This is a genomic window from Streptomyces sp. NBC_00038 (genome assembly GCF_026343635.1).
Lineage (GTDB): Bacteria > Actinomycetota > Actinomycetes > Streptomycetales > Streptomycetaceae > Streptomyces.
The window spans coordinates 878,635-894,394 of record NZ_JAPELQ010000001.1 but is presented as its reverse complement, the minus strand read 5'-3'; the positions used below and the strand labels follow the sequence as shown (position 1 = coordinate 894,394).

Annotated in this window: 18 protein-coding genes; 10 read left to right on the top strand and 8 right to left on the bottom strand. The window is 70.0% G+C overall.

The features are described from left to right. Positions 1–38 precede the first annotated feature (38 nt). Entirely contained in the window at positions 39–1,151 is a 1,113-nt protein-coding gene (locus OG219_RS04235; protein WP_266822988.1) for an alpha/beta hydrolase-fold protein, read from the bottom strand. A gap of 104 nt (positions 1,152–1,255) precedes the next feature. On the opposite strand from OG219_RS04235, the gene OG219_RS04230 reads away from it, so the two are divergent. From OG219_RS04230 to OG219_RS04220, 3 genes are all read left to right on the top strand, one after another. Further along, positions 1,256–1,468 (top strand): MbtH family protein, encoded by a 213-nt coding sequence (locus tag OG219_RS04230; RefSeq protein ID WP_266822986.1) that lies wholly within the window; start codon positions 1,256–1,258, stop codon positions 1,466–1,468. Between the two features lie 66 nt (positions 1,469–1,534). After that, the gene (locus OG219_RS04225) at positions 1,535–3,112 is read left to right on the top strand and encodes an amidohydrolase (protein WP_266822984.1); all 1,578 of its coding nucleotides are present in this window, start codon (positions 1,535–1,537) and stop codon (positions 3,110–3,112) included. After that, entirely contained in the window at positions 3,109–3,339 is a 231-nt protein-coding gene (locus OG219_RS04220; protein ID WP_266822982.1) for a hypothetical protein, read from the top strand. Before OG219_RS04225 ends, OG219_RS04220 begins: the two co-directional genes overlap by 4 nt. Here the strand turns inward: OG219_RS04220 and OG219_RS04215 are convergent, their stop codons facing one another. After that, positions 3,340–4,131 carry an alpha/beta fold hydrolase gene (locus OG219_RS04215; RefSeq protein ID WP_266822980.1) on the bottom strand — a complete coding sequence of 264 codons (792 nt, stop codon included), beginning with the start codon at positions 4,129–4,131 and terminating at the stop codon, positions 3,340–3,342. It abuts the gene before it with no gap. A gap of 505 nt (positions 4,132–4,636) precedes the next feature. On the opposite strand from OG219_RS04215, the gene OG219_RS04210 reads away from it, so the two are divergent. Then, positions 4,637–5,137: a MarR family winged helix-turn-helix transcriptional regulator gene (locus tag OG219_RS04210; RefSeq protein WP_266822978.1), complete on the top strand. Its 501-nt coding sequence runs from the start codon at positions 4,637–4,639 to the stop codon at positions 5,135–5,137. 28 nt (positions 5,138–5,165) lie between these two features. On the opposite strand, the gene OG219_RS04205 is transcribed toward OG219_RS04210, so the two are convergent. Both OG219_RS04205 and OG219_RS04200 read right to left on the bottom strand, forming a co-directional pair. Then, complete coding sequence (locus OG219_RS04205; protein ID WP_266822976.1) at positions 5,166–5,576, bottom strand: VOC family protein; 411 nt, start codon at positions 5,574–5,576, stop codon at positions 5,166–5,168. Between the two features lie 81 nt (positions 5,577–5,657). Next, a complete protein-coding gene (locus OG219_RS04200) occupies positions 5,658–6,050 on the bottom strand; it encodes a helix-turn-helix domain-containing protein (RefSeq protein WP_266822974.1) in 393 nt (130 codons plus the stop codon). Between the two features lie 136 nt (positions 6,051–6,186). On the opposite strand from OG219_RS04200, the gene OG219_RS04195 reads away from it, so the two are divergent. After that, a complete protein-coding gene (locus OG219_RS04195; RefSeq protein WP_266822972.1) occupies positions 6,187–6,591 on the top strand; it encodes a hypothetical protein in 405 nt (134 codons plus the stop codon). Between the two features lie 48 nt (positions 6,592–6,639). On the opposite strand, the gene OG219_RS04190 is transcribed toward OG219_RS04195, so the two are convergent. Together OG219_RS04190 and OG219_RS04185 are read right to left on the bottom strand one after the other, a co-directional pair. After that, positions 6,640–8,190: a carboxylesterase/lipase family protein gene (locus tag OG219_RS04190; RefSeq protein ID WP_266822970.1), complete on the bottom strand. Its 1,551-nt coding sequence runs from the start codon at positions 8,188–8,190 to the stop codon at positions 6,640–6,642. A gap of 135 nt (positions 8,191–8,325) precedes the next feature. Then, positions 8,326–9,825, bottom strand: coding sequence for an MFS transporter (locus tag OG219_RS04185; protein WP_266822968.1), 1,500 nt, complete (start codon positions 9,823–9,825; stop codon positions 8,326–8,328). Positions 9,826–10,167: 342 nt separating this feature from the next. Between OG219_RS04185 and OG219_RS04180 the strand changes: the two genes are divergently transcribed. Then, entirely contained in the window at positions 10,168–11,061 is an 894-nt protein-coding gene (locus OG219_RS04180) for an NAD(P)-dependent oxidoreductase (RefSeq protein WP_266822966.1), read from the top strand. A gap of 108 nt (positions 11,062–11,169) precedes the next feature. Here the strand turns inward: OG219_RS04180 and OG219_RS04175 are convergent, their stop codons facing one another. Further along, entirely contained in the window at positions 11,170–11,865 is a 696-nt protein-coding gene (locus OG219_RS04175; protein ID WP_266822964.1) for a type 1 glutamine amidotransferase domain-containing protein, read from the bottom strand. 162 nt (positions 11,866–12,027) lie between these two features. Further along, entirely contained in the window at positions 12,028–12,615 is a 588-nt protein-coding gene (locus OG219_RS04170) for a PadR family transcriptional regulator (RefSeq protein WP_266822962.1), read from the bottom strand. An 83-nt stretch (positions 12,616–12,698) separates the two neighbouring features. On the opposite strand from OG219_RS04170, the gene OG219_RS04165 reads away from it, so the two are divergent. From OG219_RS04165 to OG219_RS04150, 4 genes are all read left to right on the top strand, one after another. Continuing rightward, complete coding sequence (locus OG219_RS04165) at positions 12,699–13,091, top strand: nuclear transport factor 2 family protein (protein WP_266835996.1); 393 nt, start codon at positions 12,699–12,701, stop codon at positions 13,089–13,091. Between the two features lie 57 nt (positions 13,092–13,148). Then, entirely contained in the window at positions 13,149–13,523 is a 375-nt protein-coding gene (locus OG219_RS04160; protein WP_266822960.1) for a ferredoxin, read from the top strand. Between the two features lie 129 nt (positions 13,524–13,652). Further along, the gene (locus tag OG219_RS04155) at positions 13,653–14,831 is read left to right on the top strand and encodes an acyl-CoA dehydrogenase family protein (RefSeq protein ID WP_266822958.1); all 1,179 of its coding nucleotides are present in this window, start codon (positions 13,653–13,655) and stop codon (positions 14,829–14,831) included. A gap of 69 nt (positions 14,832–14,900) precedes the next feature. Further along, positions 14,901–15,698 (top strand): oxygenase MpaB family protein, encoded by a 798-nt coding sequence (locus tag OG219_RS04150; protein WP_266835995.1) that lies wholly within the window; start codon positions 14,901–14,903, stop codon positions 15,696–15,698. The last annotated feature ends 62 nt before the right edge of the window (positions 15,699–15,760 follow it).

Here is a 15,760-nt window from a genome sequence, read left to right as displayed (position 1 = left end):
GACCAGCCCCCACCGGGCCGCAGACAATCACCGTGCCCTCAGCGGAGCGTCCAGGCCACATCCCTGAGCAGGGCGTGCCGCCACCCCGCCCGGTCGTGGCCGGATGCCGACCGAGAGGCGCGCACGGCCGCACCGGCCTGCGCGGCCAGGGCCTCGACCGACTCACAGTGCGGCAGCATCCGCGTCTCGTGTTCCCCCACGTCGAACGCGACCCGCAGCCCGGACAGTTCGGGCCCACGGTCCCGCAGGCGCGCGGCGATGGATCCGCCGAGCGGGCCGCCCAACGGGTCGGCCAGGCCCATGGCGTCGGGCGTCCACCAGAACGACCCCGACTGGCAGGCGACGCGCGACACCAGGTCCGGAAACTCCAGCGCCGCGTACACCGCGCTCAACCCGCCGAGGCTCTGCCCGGCGACCACCAGCCGGTCGAGGTCTGCGTGTACGCCGGATTCCGCGACCAGCGGCAGGAGTTCGTCCCGGACCGCCTCCCACAGTTCGGGCTTGCACGCGAACTCGGCCTCCCTGTCCTTTGCCGGAAGGAAGACGAGTGTGACGGGGGGCGTCTCACCACTTGCGACGGCCGAGTCGAACGCGGTCATCGCCGGGTGCAGATACAGCCAGTCGTCCCCGTCGAGCAGCAGGACCACCGGTCCGCCGCCGCCCGCCGGGTGGATCCGCACGGTACGCCGCCCGCCGAGCCGTGAACTGGCCCAGCGGAGCCGGGTGTTCGGGACGGGCAGCACGTCGGAAGCGCTGACGACGGGCCAGTGCGGCTGGGCCGGTGCGTCCGGGGTTGCGGCGATGGACCGGTCACCGCCCGCACCGACCGGGTTGAACGGGTCGGCGTACGCCGCGTCGCCCGCGAGGAACTGGTACGTCACCCGCAGCCGGGCGGGCATACGCACCTCGGCGTACCAGCAGTCCGTGTCTCCCCATCGGCGCAGGGGTACCGGCTCCGACCAGCTCTCGAACTCGATGCTCGCCGGAGACCCGCGCCACAGGAACAGGGTCGACCAACCGCCGTCGTCGGCAGGTTTCGACGCGGGTGCCCCCGCCGTCGCCCAGAACTCGTCGGTGCCGGGGATTCCGGGCAGTCCGAAGTCGACGAAGACGTTCTCCATATCGGCCGCACGGCCGGAGACGGGACGCATGAACGTCTCCTTGTGAGAGAGAAGGGGGAAAGGCTAAGCTCCTTCTAATTTAGGCGAGCCTAACCTAATCAACGTATTCCTCGGACCCGAGGAGGCAATGAAACATGAGCACCAACCCGTTCGACGACACCGAAGGCCGTTTTCTGGTCCTGGTGAACGACGAGGGCCAGCACTCCCTTTGGCCGTCCTTCGCCGAGGTGCCCGGGGGATGGACGATCGCCCTCGGCGAGAACACCCGAGAGGCGTGCCTGGACTTCGTCGAGGCCCGCTGGACCGATCTGCGCCCCCGCTCCCTCGCGACGTCCACGGAGGCCTGACCCGAGGACGCGGCCCATTCGCTTCCGCGACCCGGGCCGGCCAACACCCTTGGGGGGACACCGCTGTTGCTCTGCACCAGACTGACGAACGCCCGCTTCCTCACCATGGACCCGGACCACCCGGTCGCCCACGACCTGGGCATCTGGCAGGGCCGGATCGTGGGCCTCGACGAGGCCGTGACCTCCCTGCCCGCCCGTGAGGTGATCGACCTTCAGGGCGCCACCGTGCTGCCCGGGTTCATCGACGCCCATGTCCACCTGGCCTGGACCGGGTTCAAGCAGAACACCCCGAGCATCGCGGGGTGCACGGGGATCGACGACGTGCTCGCCATCGTGGAGGAGGCCGTCACCCGGAAGAGCTCGCCCGGCGCCTGGGTGAGCATCGCCGGGTACGACCAGCGGGCCCTGGGACGCCATCTCACCGCTGCTGAACTGGACAAGGTCAGCCACGGGCACAGGCTGTTCGTGATGCACGACTCCGGGCACGGCTGCGTCGTCAACTCCGCCGTTCTCGAACTGCTCCCGGCCGACATCCCGCACGACAACGGCTTCCTCGCCGAGGGCGCCATGGGCGCTGCCCGTGCACTCCGTCTCCCGTACTCCCAGGGGGAGTTGGCCGAGGCGATCGGACGGGCCGCCCGGACCTGTCTGGCCGAGGGCGTCACCGCCTGCGCCGAGGCAGGCGTCGGCGGAACCCTCTTCGGCCACAGCCCCGTCGAGCTCGGCGCCTACCAACTCGCCCGCGAGAAGGCCCTGTTGCCGTTACGGGTGCAGCTCATGGTGTCCGCGGACCGGCTGCGCCCGGTCGCCGCGCACGAGGCCGACGGCATTCCCCGGGCCCTCGACCTCGGCCTGCGCACCGGGTTCGGCGACGACCGGCTCTCCGTGGGCGCGCTGAAGATCTACACCGACGGCGGCATGATGGCCCGGACCGCCGCGCTCAGCAGTCCGTACGACGGGCTGGACCACGCGGGCCAGTTGCAGGACGATCCGGACAAGCTCGCGGACATGATCGTGGACGGGCACCTCGCCGGGTGGCAGCTCGCCGTCCACGCGATCGGCGACCGCGCGGCCGACATCGCCCTGGACGCTCTGGAACGCGCCCAGCGCCTCCGGCCGCGCCCCGGCGCCCGGCACCGCATCGAGCACGCCGGCCTGATCCGCCCCGACCAGCTCCCGCGCTTCGCGCGGCTCGGCATCAGCGCGGTCGTCCAGCCCAGCTTCCTGCGCTATTTCGGCGACGACTACGCGGCGATCATGGGTGAGGAACGGGCCCCGTGGCTCTACCGCGGCCGGGCGTTCCTGGACCACGGCATCACACTGGTGGGCAGCTCCGACCGCCCCGTCACGGACGGATCCCCGTTGCGAGCCGTCCAGTTCATGGCCGAGCGTGCCTCCGAGTCCGGCCAGGTGATCGGCCCGGACGAGGGCGTCACCGTCGACGAGGCCCTGCGCGCCTACACGGTCGCCGGGGCGTTCGCCTGCCACTGGGAGGACAAGTTGGGAAGCCTCACTCCGGGCAAGCTCGCCGACCTGGTCGTACTCGGCGACGACCCCCGGCGCGTCGACACCTCGCGCATCGGAGACATCGAAGTGGCGGCGACATACGTCGACGGCCACGAGACCGGGAGGTCGGCGTCATGACCAGGAAGGCGGCGGTTGTGGAGAGCTACGCGCACCTCTGGGAGGGCGACCTGCTCCGGCATCGCTGGGTCCTCTGGAACACGGCCGGGGAGACCCTGGTCTTCGACAGGGAGATCAACTGCCCCGTGGACATCGACGGCGAGCCGGTCCTGCACGAGGTTCTGCGCAGGATGCGCGAGGCGGGCGTACCCGAGACCGACGACTATCCGGGCCGGCCGTGCGCGTAGTCACGACAGGCCTCCGGTCTCCGTGGCCCAGTCCCTGATGAGCCGGACGGTCTCGTCGAGGCGTTCCTCGTGCAAGTAGTGCCCGACGCCGGGCCAGTGGTCGACGCGGGAGCCCGGCACATGCAGGGTGCCGCGCTCCCAGGCGGCGGCCGAGGCCGACGTCCACACGGTGAGCGCACGCTGGGTGCGGGCGCGCAGATACGCCTCGCTGTAGGGGCGGACGCCGACCGCTCCGGAGTCGGTGTACATACCGGCGTACGCCTGGGCGATGACGTGATCCGGGGTGCCGAGCATGGTGCGGATGTGGGCGGTCCGCAGTCCGGTTGGGGCGTCGGGTCCGAAGGCCTCGGCGACGAAGGCGGCCGCGGTGCGGGAACCGTTCTCGCGGTATTCGGCCAGGCGGGCCGGGATTCCGTCGACTTCCGGGCCCTGCGCGCCGTGGGCCGGATCGAGCGCGACGACAGCGCGTACGGCGTGCGAGTGCCGTACGGCGAGCAGATTGACGACCTGGCCTCCCATAGAGTGCCCCACGGCGATCACCGGCCCCGTACGGAGCGCTTCGATGAGGGCCGCCAGGTCGTCGGCCATTTCCACCGGAGTGTTGCCGTCCAGGGGCACTTCGGAGCGGCCGTGCCCGCGCAGGTCGGGCACCACGACCCGGAACCCGCCGGCCAGCGCCTCGGCATGCGGCGACCACTCCCGCCCGTCGCCGCCCCAGCCGTGCACGAGCAGCAGAGCGGGCGCGGGGCTCGCCCCGAGGTCGGTGTGAAAGAGCCGGATAGGGTCGGTCACTCTGTCCCTTGCCTTGGCCGTCGTGGGGGAGTGACACGGGGCTTCTGTCGCCGGTGTCGTCCGAGTGCCGAACTCTCCGCAGCGTGCGCTGCCGTCCTTCCACCGCCAATACGATCTAATAGGCCTGTCGCGCACGGGGCAAGCAGATACCGGTAACCACCGGTCGACAGCTCCGCTTTGAATCCGCGCGGCCCTCGACTCCGGATGGTTGTGCATGCCCGCTTCCTCTTCCCACCGTGATTCCGCGCAGCCCATAGACGACGCAGAAGGCTCGCCGGACACGCCGCAGTACCACGATCTGTTCCTGCAGCCGCGCTACACCGTCGAGCTGGCGCCATTGGAAGACGAAGAAGAGGACAGCTTCTCCTCGCTCCCGGCCCAACCCGTACAACGGCGGCGCGGCGCAACCCGAAGCCGTTGACCGCCAAGGTGGTGACTGGCGGCGGACAGGGGGAGTGGCCCTCGGTTTTACTTGACTAAGGCAAGTAGCAGTTACCGTGGGCTCATGTCCACACCGCCGCCCGCAGCGCCCGTCTCGACCGACGTGGTCGCGATCGAGCAAGCCCTCACCCGCGTCGCATACCTGGCAGGCCGTGCCCGGCAGCACGAGCGTCTGATGGCCGTGGCAGGCCTGAACCTGGACCGGGCCGCGGCCGCGATCCTGCGAAGCATCGCCGAGAGTGAGCCGGTGCGGCCCGGGGTGCTGGCGGTTCGGTTGTCCGTGGAAGCCTCACACGTCAGCCGGCAGCTACGGCAGCTGGAGAAGGACGGCTACGTGATCCGCATCCAGGATCTCCGCGACAGCCGTGCTCATCTCATCCAGCTCACCGACGCCGGACTGGCAGCGGCCGAGCGCATCCGAGAGGTGAGCCGCCGAGGCATGCAAGTGGCTCTCGCGGACTGGTCGTCCGAGGACCTGCGACAGCTCGCCACGCTCTTCCACCGGCTGGTCGACGATTTCGTCACGCATGCCGAGGCGGCTGTCGAAGTCGGACCCGCCGCCTGACGGAACCACGCCCGTCCGTCGGCAGCCCTCAGGCCTTCGGCTGGGTGAAACGGATGCTGTTGCCGAAGGGGTCGCGGAGGCCGCAGTCGGTTCCGTACGGGCGCTTGGTGGGCTCCTCGGTGAACTCGACGCCCCGGCCGAGCAGAGTCTCGTACGTCTTGCGGCAGTCGTCCGTGCTGAAGATGAGTGAGCCACCCATCGCGCCCTTGGTGATCAGCTCGCGGACCTGCTGCGCCGTCTCCGCGGGCATCGCCGGAGGGCCCGGCTTCTCCAGCAGGATCTGGCGCTCCGGGTGACCGGGAATGCTGACGGTCAGCCAGCGCATGAAGCCCAGGTCGACGTCGGCGCTGACCTCCAGGCCAAGCTTGCCGACGTAGAAGTCGAGAGCCTCGTCCTGGTCGAGGACGTAAATCTGTGAGTGTGTGATCGCGGTGAACATGTGCATCACGCTACTGGGCAGGCCGGACGAAAACTTATCCAAAACTGCTCTTTCGACGGACGGTACCGGCCGTGCGCACGGTCAGGCGGTCGGCCGCGTCCACGCCATCGTGAAGCACGTCGGTACGCCGGTGGCGGCCGTTTCCTTGCGGTACGTCCTCGGTGACCGGCCGACGATGTCGCGGAACGTGCGGCTGAAGGTTCCCGGGCTGCCGAAGCCGACTTGGAAGCAGATGTCCGTCACGCTGCGATCGGTCTCCCGCAGCAGGAACATCGCCCGCTCGACACGGCGGCGCTGCAGGTAGCGGTGCGGCGTCTCGCCGAACGTGGCCCGGAAGGTGCGCGTGAAGTGTGCCTCCGACACATGGGCGATCCGGGCGAGGGCCGGGACGTCCAGTGGCTGCGCGTAGCCGCGGTCCATCGCATCCCTCGCCCGAAGCATGCGGCGGTTGGTCTCTTCTGCGGCACGGCTCACGCCTTCATCACACCACGGGTCTCCGCCCGTGGTGTAGCGGGCTACACCATGGATTCGGGGGGCCGGTCCCTCGTGGCGGCGAGCGTGCGACGACATCGTGGTCGGCAGAGATCGCATCGAGGAAGGGACCATTTCCATGGCCGCGAACCGCCGACGCGGACGCCGTACTGCCGCCATCGCCACAGCCGCGGTTGCCGTCGCGTTGACTACCGGACTTGTCACCGGCTGCGAGAGCGTCGACGAATCACTGGACTGCTTTCAGAACGCCGGCACGATCGCCGACAGCCTCAGGGCGATCCATGACACGGGCCTGGACGCCGCGAACGACCCCACGCGGACGGAAGAGTCCATCGACACCATCGACAAGAACCTCGACAAGATCGGCGACGACACGGACAACGACAAGGTCGACAAGGCGGTCGACGACCTCAACGAGGCGATCGCGGACTACAACAAGGCCATTTTGAACGGCGACACCGCCCCGGACTCCAGCCAGATCAACGACGCGGCCGACGAACTGACGAACGTCTGCACGTCGTGACGAGTGTGTATCGCCGCCCGGGGGGCGCGGTGACGTTCTGTCTGCTGATCAGTCGATCAGCGGCAGCGCGAGGAAGGTGTGGTCCCGCCAGAGGCGACGGGAGGCTTCCTCCGGGTAGGCGGTGACGTGCGGGTCCGCGTCGAGGACCTGGACGAGTCGCCGCTCGGTGTCGTACGAGGGCCAGCCCGGGTCGCCCGTCGTGGCGAACGCGGTCCAGGACGCGCGGAAGTGGGACGACAACGCCTCGGCCTCGGGAGAGGGTTCGGCGCCGGCGAACAGCAGGGCGCCGATGTCGGCGTCGAACGTGCCGAACAGCAGCGGAATGTCCAGGCCGTGGCAGGCGCCCAGTGCGCCGCCGTTGCCCGGGGCCGGCCAGGTCAGCTCGTACATGTGCGCGCGGCCGCCGCCGGCTGTCTGGGCCTCGACCAGGTGCAGCGAGGGCATGTTGAACAGCCAGTCGGTCTGGACCCGTTCGTACAGTTCGCCGGGGGAGGCGTCCGGGAAGGCGGTGCGGTAGGCCTGTTCGCCGTCCGGTCCGGGCCCGAACATGCGCAGTACCGCCGCCGCTTCCTCGTCGGTGATCTTCCCGAGCTGTCCGCCGAGGGCGAGGAACAGCCGGAACTCGTCCTTGTTGTGCCCGGCGATCAGCTCCACGTCCCGTGCCGCGCCGGCCGCCAGCGCCTGCCAGGGGGTGGTCGGCAGGATCTCGCCGTCGACGACCGGGGAGAAGGGGGTCTGCGTGGGGACGACCTGCCCCCACCTTTCCTCGTACTGGCGCATCTTCGAGCTCAACGCCTCGCCTGCGGCGGGCAGTTGGCGTGGGTCCACCGTGGACAGGTCGGCGGCAGTCGGTCGCAGGCCCACCTCCGCGGCGAGGACGGCAGCGATGTCGCGGGCCAGCTCGTCCGAGAAGTACGTGCCGGGCATGCTCTGCGCGATCGCCCGCCGGAACAGTCCCGCCGCGCTCGGCATGGCCAGCAGCGAGGCGACCGATCCGGCGCCGGCGGACTCGCCGAAGACGGTGACCCGACCGGGGTCGCCGCCGAACGCCGTGATGTTCTCCCGTACCCATTCCAGGGCTGCGACCTGGTCGAGCAGGCCGCGGTTGGCGGGCGCCCCGTCCATGCGGGCGAAACCCTCCATGCCGACACGGTAGTTGAGGGTGACCACGACCACGTCGCCGTCGCTGGCGATGCGCCTGGCGTCGTAGCCGGGGCTGCCGGAGTGGCCGAGTTTGTAGGCGCCGCCGTAGATCCACACCATCACCGGGCGGTGGGCGGCCGGGTCCGGATCGGGGGTCCAGACGTTGACCGTCAGCCAGTCGTCGCCCGTGGGTGAGTCCAGCAGGAGCGAGCGGCCCTGGAACCCCGACTCCTGCGGGGGCGGCGGGCCGAAGACGAACGCGTCCCGTGTTCCGTCCCAGGGGCGCGTGGGGCGCGGCGCCTGGAACCGCGCTTCTCCCACCGGCGGTTGGGCGAACGGGATGCCACGGAACACGGACAGGCTGCCTTCCCGGCGCCCGCGCACCGCACCGGCGGCGGTACGCACTATGGGCTGTGTGGAACCGTCTGCCGACTCGCGTGACGTGCCTGTCGTCATCGATGACTCCCCAATGGTCGCTGGTGGAACGGTGGAACGGTGCGGGTACACAGGCGCCTGGCCGTCGCCTCCCGCGAGGCCGGGACGGCGACCGCCAGGAGGTCGGTGACGGGTGGTTGCCCGGCGCGCGGGATGTTACGCCTTCGCCTCGGACACCTGCGGGGTTTCGGCCAGCTCGTCTTCCGGACCTGCGGCGGGGGACGCCGCCTGCGACGTGGCGGCGCGCTGACGCGGGAGGAAGGAGGCGAGGAGGAGGGCGAGGAGGGCGGCACCGGCGCCGACGGCCATCACTGTCTTGAAGCCGTTCTCGGAGGGCAGCGCGGTGGTCCCGAAGTCGGTGGTCATCTGCGCCAGGATGACGCCGGCGAGTGCACTGGCGAAAGAGGTACCGATGGACCGCATCAGGGTGTTGAGGCTGTTCGCGGCGGCCGTCTCGGTGGCGGGCACGGCGCCCATGATGAGCGCGGGCATCGCACCGTAGGCGAAGCCGACACCGGCGCCGATGACGCAGGAGACCAGAACGAGGTGCCAGACCTCGGACATCAGGAGGATGTTCAGGCCGTAGCCTGCGGCGACGATGACCGCGCCCGTCATCAGGGTGATCTTCGGGCCCCTGGTCTTGGAGATCGCGGCGGACAGCGGAGCCATCGCCATCATCACCAGTCCCTGCGGAGCCAGGACCAGGCCGACGGTCAGCATGGACTTGCCGAGGCCGTAGCCCGTCTGTTCGGGCAGCTGGAGCAGCTGCGGCAGAACCAGGGACATCGCGAACATCGAGAAGCCGAACGCCACCGAGGCGAGGTTGGTGAAGAGCACCTGACGGCGGGCGAGGGTGCGAAGGTCCACCAGCGGCTGGGCGGTGCGCAGCTCGAACGCGCCCCATGCCACCAGTACGACGACGGCGGTGGCGAACAGTCCGAGGACGGTGCCGCTGGTCCAGCCCCAGTCGGAGCCCTTGGAGACGGCCAGCAGCAGGGAGACCAGGGCGGTCGACAGACCGATGGCACCGATCAGGTCGAAGCGGCCGCCTGCGCGCACCTTCGACTCGGGCACGACGGCCAGGACGAGTGCGAAGGCGACGGCGCCGAGGGCGGCCGAGGTCCAGAACAGGATGTGCCAGTCGAAGCGGTCGGCGATGAAGGCGGCCGACGGCAGACCCAGGGCGCCGCCCACTCCCAGTGAGGCGCTCATCAGGGCGGTGGAGCTGGTGAGCCGCTCGGCGGGCAGCACGTCGCGCATGACGCTGATGCCGAGCGGAACGACGGCTGCGGCCAGGCCCTGCAAGGTCCGTCCGATGATCATCGGGACCAGGGAGTCGCTCAGCGCGCAGACGACCGAACCGGCCACCAGCAGGACGATGCTGACCAGGAGCATGCGGCGCTTGCCGAACATGTCGCCGAGGCGCCCGACGACCGGCGTGGCGACGGAGGCGGCGAGCAGTGTGGCGGTGACCGCCCAGATGGTGTTCGACGCCGAGGCGTTGAGGAGTTTCGGCAGCTCCGGGACGATCGGGATGACCAGGGTCTGCATCAGTGAGACGACGATCCCGGCGAAGGCCAGTACCGCCACCACGGCGTTCGACTTCGCCGGTGCGGAACCTCCGACCTTGGCGGATCGGGCAAGGGCGTCGGACATGGCGGAGCCTCCGGTCGAGGGAGCGCGGAATTGCTTGACTCACTCAACCGTAGGTGGATTGATTAACTTAGGCAAGTTTTCTGGTTGGGTGGGCGATGCCGGCACCCGGCGGTGGAACGATGCGGGGCGGGGGCCGGTGGCTGTGGCGTGGCCGGCGGCCATTCAGCCGCCCGAGGGGCTCCGTCGCGACACCATTGGCGGCAAGTCCCGGCAGCGTCCCGTGGGGCGGTGCGCAATCCCGCTCTCAGGTCGTGGCAGCGTGGACTTGTGTCCGGGGACCGCAACCGGCACGGCACGGCACGGCAGCAACCACCGCACCGCAGGGATCAGGAAGTTGATGACATGACCGACAAGCTCACCGTCAGTGTCCTGGGCACCGGGATCATGGGGGCCGCGATGGCCCGCAACCTTGCTCGCGCCGGGCACACCGTCCGTGCCTGGAACCGCAGCCGGGACAAGGCCGAGCCGCTTGCCGCCGACGGGGTGTACGTCGCCGACACCCCCGCCGAGGCGGTCCAGGGCGCCGGTGTCGTCCTCACCATGCTGTACGACGGCGCAGCCGTCCTGGACGTGATGCGGCAGGCCGCGCCCGCACTGCGCCCCGGTGCCTCCTGGGTGCAGTCGACGACCGCCGGGATCGAGGCCGTCGCCGAGCTGGCCGACTTCGCCCGCGAGAACGAACTGGTCTTCTACGACGCTCCGGTGCTCGGCACCCGGCAGCCCGCGGAGGCCGGGCAGTTGCTCGTCCTGGCCGCGGGGCCGAGCCAGGACCGCGACGCCGTGACGCCCGTGTTCGACGCGGTCGGCGCCCGCACCGTGTGGACCGGCGAGGACGGCGCGGCGGGCAGCGCCACCCGTCTCAAGCTCGTCGCCAACAGCTGGGTCCTCGCGGCCACGAATGCGGTCGGCGAGGTCCTGGCCCTGTCCAAGGCCCTCGGAGTGGACCCGCAGAGCTTCTTCGACGCCATCGCGGGCGGCCCGCTCGACATGGGCTACCTGCGCGCGAAGGCCGGCCTCATCCTCAACGACCAGCTGACCCCGGCCGCTTTCGCGGTGTCCACCGCCGGCAAGGACGCCCGCCTGATCGTCGAGGCCGGCGAGCAGCACGGTGTGCGCCTGGACGTGGCCGCGGCCTCCGCCGAACGCTTCGCCCGTGCCGCCGCCCAGGGGCACGCCGACGAGGACATGGCGGCCGCCTACTTCGCCAGCTTCGACGAGGTGCAGGAGAAGACCTGACCTCAGCAGGCCTGGCCTCGGACCTGCGGCAGCAGCTCAGCGGGGCGACGCTCACCTGCAGCGGTGTTTCGACGCGAGTGGGGTCGAGCGCCGGTCACCGCCCGTCGTTCAGGCGAGCTTCTTCAGCAGTTCGGCGGCGAGCGGGGCGGAGGAGGCGGGGTTCTGGCCGGTGACCAGGTTGCGGTCGACGACCACGAACGGGGCCCACGGCTCGCCCTCCTGGAAGTCGGCGCCCGCCTCGACGAGACGGTCCTGGAGCAGCCACTTGGCCTTGTCGGCGAATCCGGCCTGCGTCTCCTCGGTGTTGGTGAAGCCGGTGAGGCGGTAGCCCGCGAAGGCGTTGGCGCCGTCCGGGCCGGTGGCTGCGAGCAGCGCCGCCGGTCCGTGGCACACCACGCCGAGCGGCTTGCCCGACTCCAGCGCACGGGTGAGCAGCCGGCCGGACTCGGCGTCGACCGCGAGGTCCTCCATCGGGCCGTGGCCGCCCGGGTAGAAGACGGCGGCGTAGCCGTCCAGGTCCACTTCCTCCAGCTTGACGGGATTCTGGAGCTCGTCGATCGACGTGACCGCCTTGGCGATCCGGTCGGAGCCTTCCTGCCCGCCGTTGAACTCGGGCGCAAGGCTCGCCCGGTCCATGGTCGGCACCACGCCGGCCGGCGTGGCGACGACGACCTCGTGACCCGCGGCCTTGAACGCCTCGTACGGGGCGACGACCTCCTCGGCCCAGAAGCCGGTCGGGTGCTGGGTGCCGTCGGCGAGCGTCCAGTGGTCGGCGCCGGTCAGCACGAAAAGGATCTTCGACATGGTGCGTGTCTCCGGGGGGTGCGGGCCCTGACGGGCATGGGCGGGGAATCCGGACTGTTTCACTCGCACGCTCCGACGGTCTGTGTCCGGATCGTCAGCGTGGCGATGTCCTCGACGCTATGCCGCTCCGAGACGGAGGACCAATAGGGAACCCGCCGGGGGTCATAGGGCATCCGATGGACCGGCCTGCTGCCGCACCGATGCGCGCTGCTCCAGAACGCGCAGGGCCCGTTCGCCCCACCGGATGTTCTCCTCCTCGAAGGAGCGCCCCCGCATCAGCGTGAGATACGGGCCGACGCGCTCGCTCCCGGCAAGGAACTCGTCCTCGGTGCGCCCGTCGAGGAGGCGGTCGCGCAACCGCTCGTAGCGGGCCAGCTTGGCGCGCGCCCACTCCAGCCGCTCGGCGATGGCCGCCCGTACGGCCTCCTCGTCCCCTGAGTCGACGGACTGGACCTTGACCAGCAGCTCGTCCCGGATGGCCGTGGGCTTCGGGAGCTCTGCGGTGAAGTCGCGCAGGGCGCCGCGGCCCGCCGCGGTGAGGGAGAAGACCCGCTTGTTCGGCCGGCGCTCCTGCCGTACGAGCCGGGCCTCGATGAGCCCCTCGGACTCCATGCGGTCGAGCTCGCGGTACAGCTGCTGCGGGGTCGCCATCCAGAAGTTGGCCACCGACGCGTCGAAGCCCTTGGCGAGGTCGTACCCCGACGCCTCGCCCTCCAGAAGCGCGGCCATGACCGCGTTGCGCAATGCCATGCCCCCCAGGCTAGACGTCGGCCACCCCCGCTACTAATCTGTTCCGCACCTAATCAATTAGTTGAGTATGAAAGGCGGGCGTGATGCACCCCTTCCGCAAGGCCGTGGAGGCCGGCGACATGGCGGCGATCGAGGACATGCTGGCCGACGACGTCGTGTTCACCAGTCCCGTGGCCTTCCAGCCCTACCCGGGCAAGGCGATCACGGCGGCCATCCTGCGCGGCGTCACCCGTGTGTTCACCGACTTCCGCTACCTGCGCGAAATCGGCGAGCCCGGTGGCCGTGACCACGCGCTGGTCTTCCAGGCCAAGGTGGGCGACAAGGAGATCACCGGCTGCGACTTCCTGCATTTCGACGAGGACGGCAGGATCGATGACCTGATGGTCATGGTCCGTCCGCTGTCAGCGGCCCACGCGCTCTCCGAGGCGATGGGGGCGCAGTTCGAGCGGATCTCGCAGGAGGCGGCGGGCGCGTAGCCGCAGCCCCTCTCCGCTGCCGGGTTTGACGCGATTCTCTCCGGCTACCCGCTTGTGGTGACAACTACGACATCCCAACGGGAGCTCTTCCGATTTCTGGAGGCCCGCTTCGCCTGCGCCCAGGCCTGTACCGAATGCGCACGGGCCTGTGCGCTGCGCGCGAGCTGTATGGATCCGGACGGGCCGAAGGAAGAGCAACTCATCCGTCGCGAGGGCATCTTGTGCGCGGAGGTCTGCGACGCGACCTGCCGCGTGCTGTCCGAGCAGCTTCAGCAGGACGAGGCAGGGATCCGCGTCCAGGTGGAGTGGTGCCGGGCGGTCTGCCTGGAGAGCGCCGGTGTCTTCGAGGAGTACGCCGGGGCGGAGAGCGCGGTGAAGGCCTGCCGTGAATGCGCCCAGGTGTGTGCGGACTTCATCGCCACGCTGAGCTGAGCGCCTTCGGGCCTCAGGTCCGACGAGTGTGAAACCGTCACCGGCATTCCCAATTTCTGCAACGCGTTCTACCGTGTGCGCCGACCAGCCCGGGAGAACCAGCTCAGTCAGTGGGAGCCAGGAGGCGCCGTGCATCTCGAGTACACGCCAGAGCAACAGCGATTGCGCACCGAACTGCGCGGCTACTTCGCCGAGTTGGTGCCCGACCACTCCTACGCCCGGTACGCCGATCCGGCCGCGCAGAAGCGCTTCTACCGCGAGACCATCCGCCGCCTCGGCACTGACGGCTGGCTCGGCGTGGGCTGGCCCAAGGAGTACGGCGGGCGCGGGCTGAGCCCGATGGAACAGTTCATCTTCTTCGACGAGGCGGCGCAGGCGGTCGTACCGCTGCCGCTGATGGCCCTGAACACGGTCGGCCCGACGATCATGCAGTTCGGCACGGAGGAGCAGAAGAGGTACTTCCTGCCCAGGATCCTGTCCGGCGAGATCGACTTCGCGATCGGGTACAGCGAGCCGGACGCGGGCACGGACCTGGCCGCGCTGAAGACGAAAGCCGTCAGGGACGGCGACGACTACATCGTCAACGGGCAGAAGATCTGGACGACCAACGGCGACACCGCCGACTGGGTGTGGCTCGCCGTCCGCACCGACCCCGCGGCCCCGCCGCACAAGGGCATCACCATGCTCCTGGTCCCGACCTCGGACCCCGGCTACTCCTGCACCCTCATCAACACCCTCGCCTCGCACGACACCACCGCGAGCTACTACGAGAACATCCGCGTCCCCGTCTCGCGCCGCGTCGGCGAGGAGAACAAGGGCTGGCGGCTGATCACCAACCAGCTCAACCACGAGCGGGTCACCCTCGCCGCGCACGGCACCATGGCGATCCGCGCCCTGCACGACGTGCAGCACTGGGCGATGGAGACGAAGCTCGCCGACGGACGCCGCGTCGTCGACCTGCCCTGGGTGCGCCGCCGTCTCGCCCAGACCCACACCAGGCTCGACGCCATGAAACTCCTCAACTGGCAGATGGTGAACGCCGTCCAGGAAGGCACCCTCACCCCGCAGGACGCCTCCGCCGTCAAGGTGTACGGCTCCGAGGCCCGCCGGGACGCCTACGCCTGGCTGATGGAGATCGTCGCCGCCCCCGCCGCCCTCAAGGAGGGATCCACGGGCGCGGTCCTGCACGGCGAACTGGAACGCGGCTACCGGTCAGCGGTGATCTTCACCTTCGGCGGCGGCAACAACGAGATCCAGCGGGAGATCATCTCGTGGATCGGTCTGGGGATGCCGCGGGTGCGGCGTTAGCCTGCTGGTGTGGACGCCTCTGAGGCGGGTGACCCGGGGCTTTTCGGACCGTCCTCGGTGACCTGGCAGATGCACGGCGACCCGATGATGTGGGTCGCCGGAGTCCGCGCGCTCTATCTGCAGGCACTGCACCCGCGTGCGGTGCGGGGTGTCATGCAGAATTCCGACTTCCGGCGCGACGCGTGGGGCCGGCTGATGCGCACCGCGAACTTCGTGGGGACGACGACGTACGGGACCAGTGAGGCCGCTGAGAAGGCGGGGGCGCGGGTGCGGAAGATTCACACGATGCTCACAGCGGTGGACCCGGCCACGGGGGAGCGGTACCGGATCGACGAGCCCGAGCTGCTGCTGTGGGTGCACTGCGCCGAGATCGACTCCTATCTGCACGTCCTGCGGCGCTCGGGGTTCCGCCTCACGGACGCGCAGGCGGACCGGTACGTCGGTGAACACCGGGTCAGCGCACGGCTGGTGGGGCTCGACCCCGAGGTCGTACCTGCGGACCGGGCCCAACTGGCCGCGTATTTCGAGAAGGTGCTGCCCGAGCTGGCGGCTGGTCCGGAGGCGCGGGACGTGGACGACTTCCTGTTGCGCCCGCCGACACACCCGTTGCTCGTACCGGCGCGCGCCCTGCTGTGGCGGCGCGTCGCGCACTTGGCGTACGCCTCTCTGCCGCCGTACGCCCACGGGTTGTACGGCAGAGCGGCACCGGGGCCCGCCGTGGTGACCCGGCGCCTGCGTGTCACGGGCACCATGCTGCGCTGCGTTCCCGCACGGCTGCGCTGGCAACTTCCGCCCAAACACATTCTCCGCGCCATGTCACGACTCGGCCCCGGCTCGCGCCCGGCGCCGTACAAAGTCGACAGATAACTCGCCATACTGGACGGGCCGGGGGAGGGCGCGGGGCGAGCATCGACGGGGGCGGTCGCAGG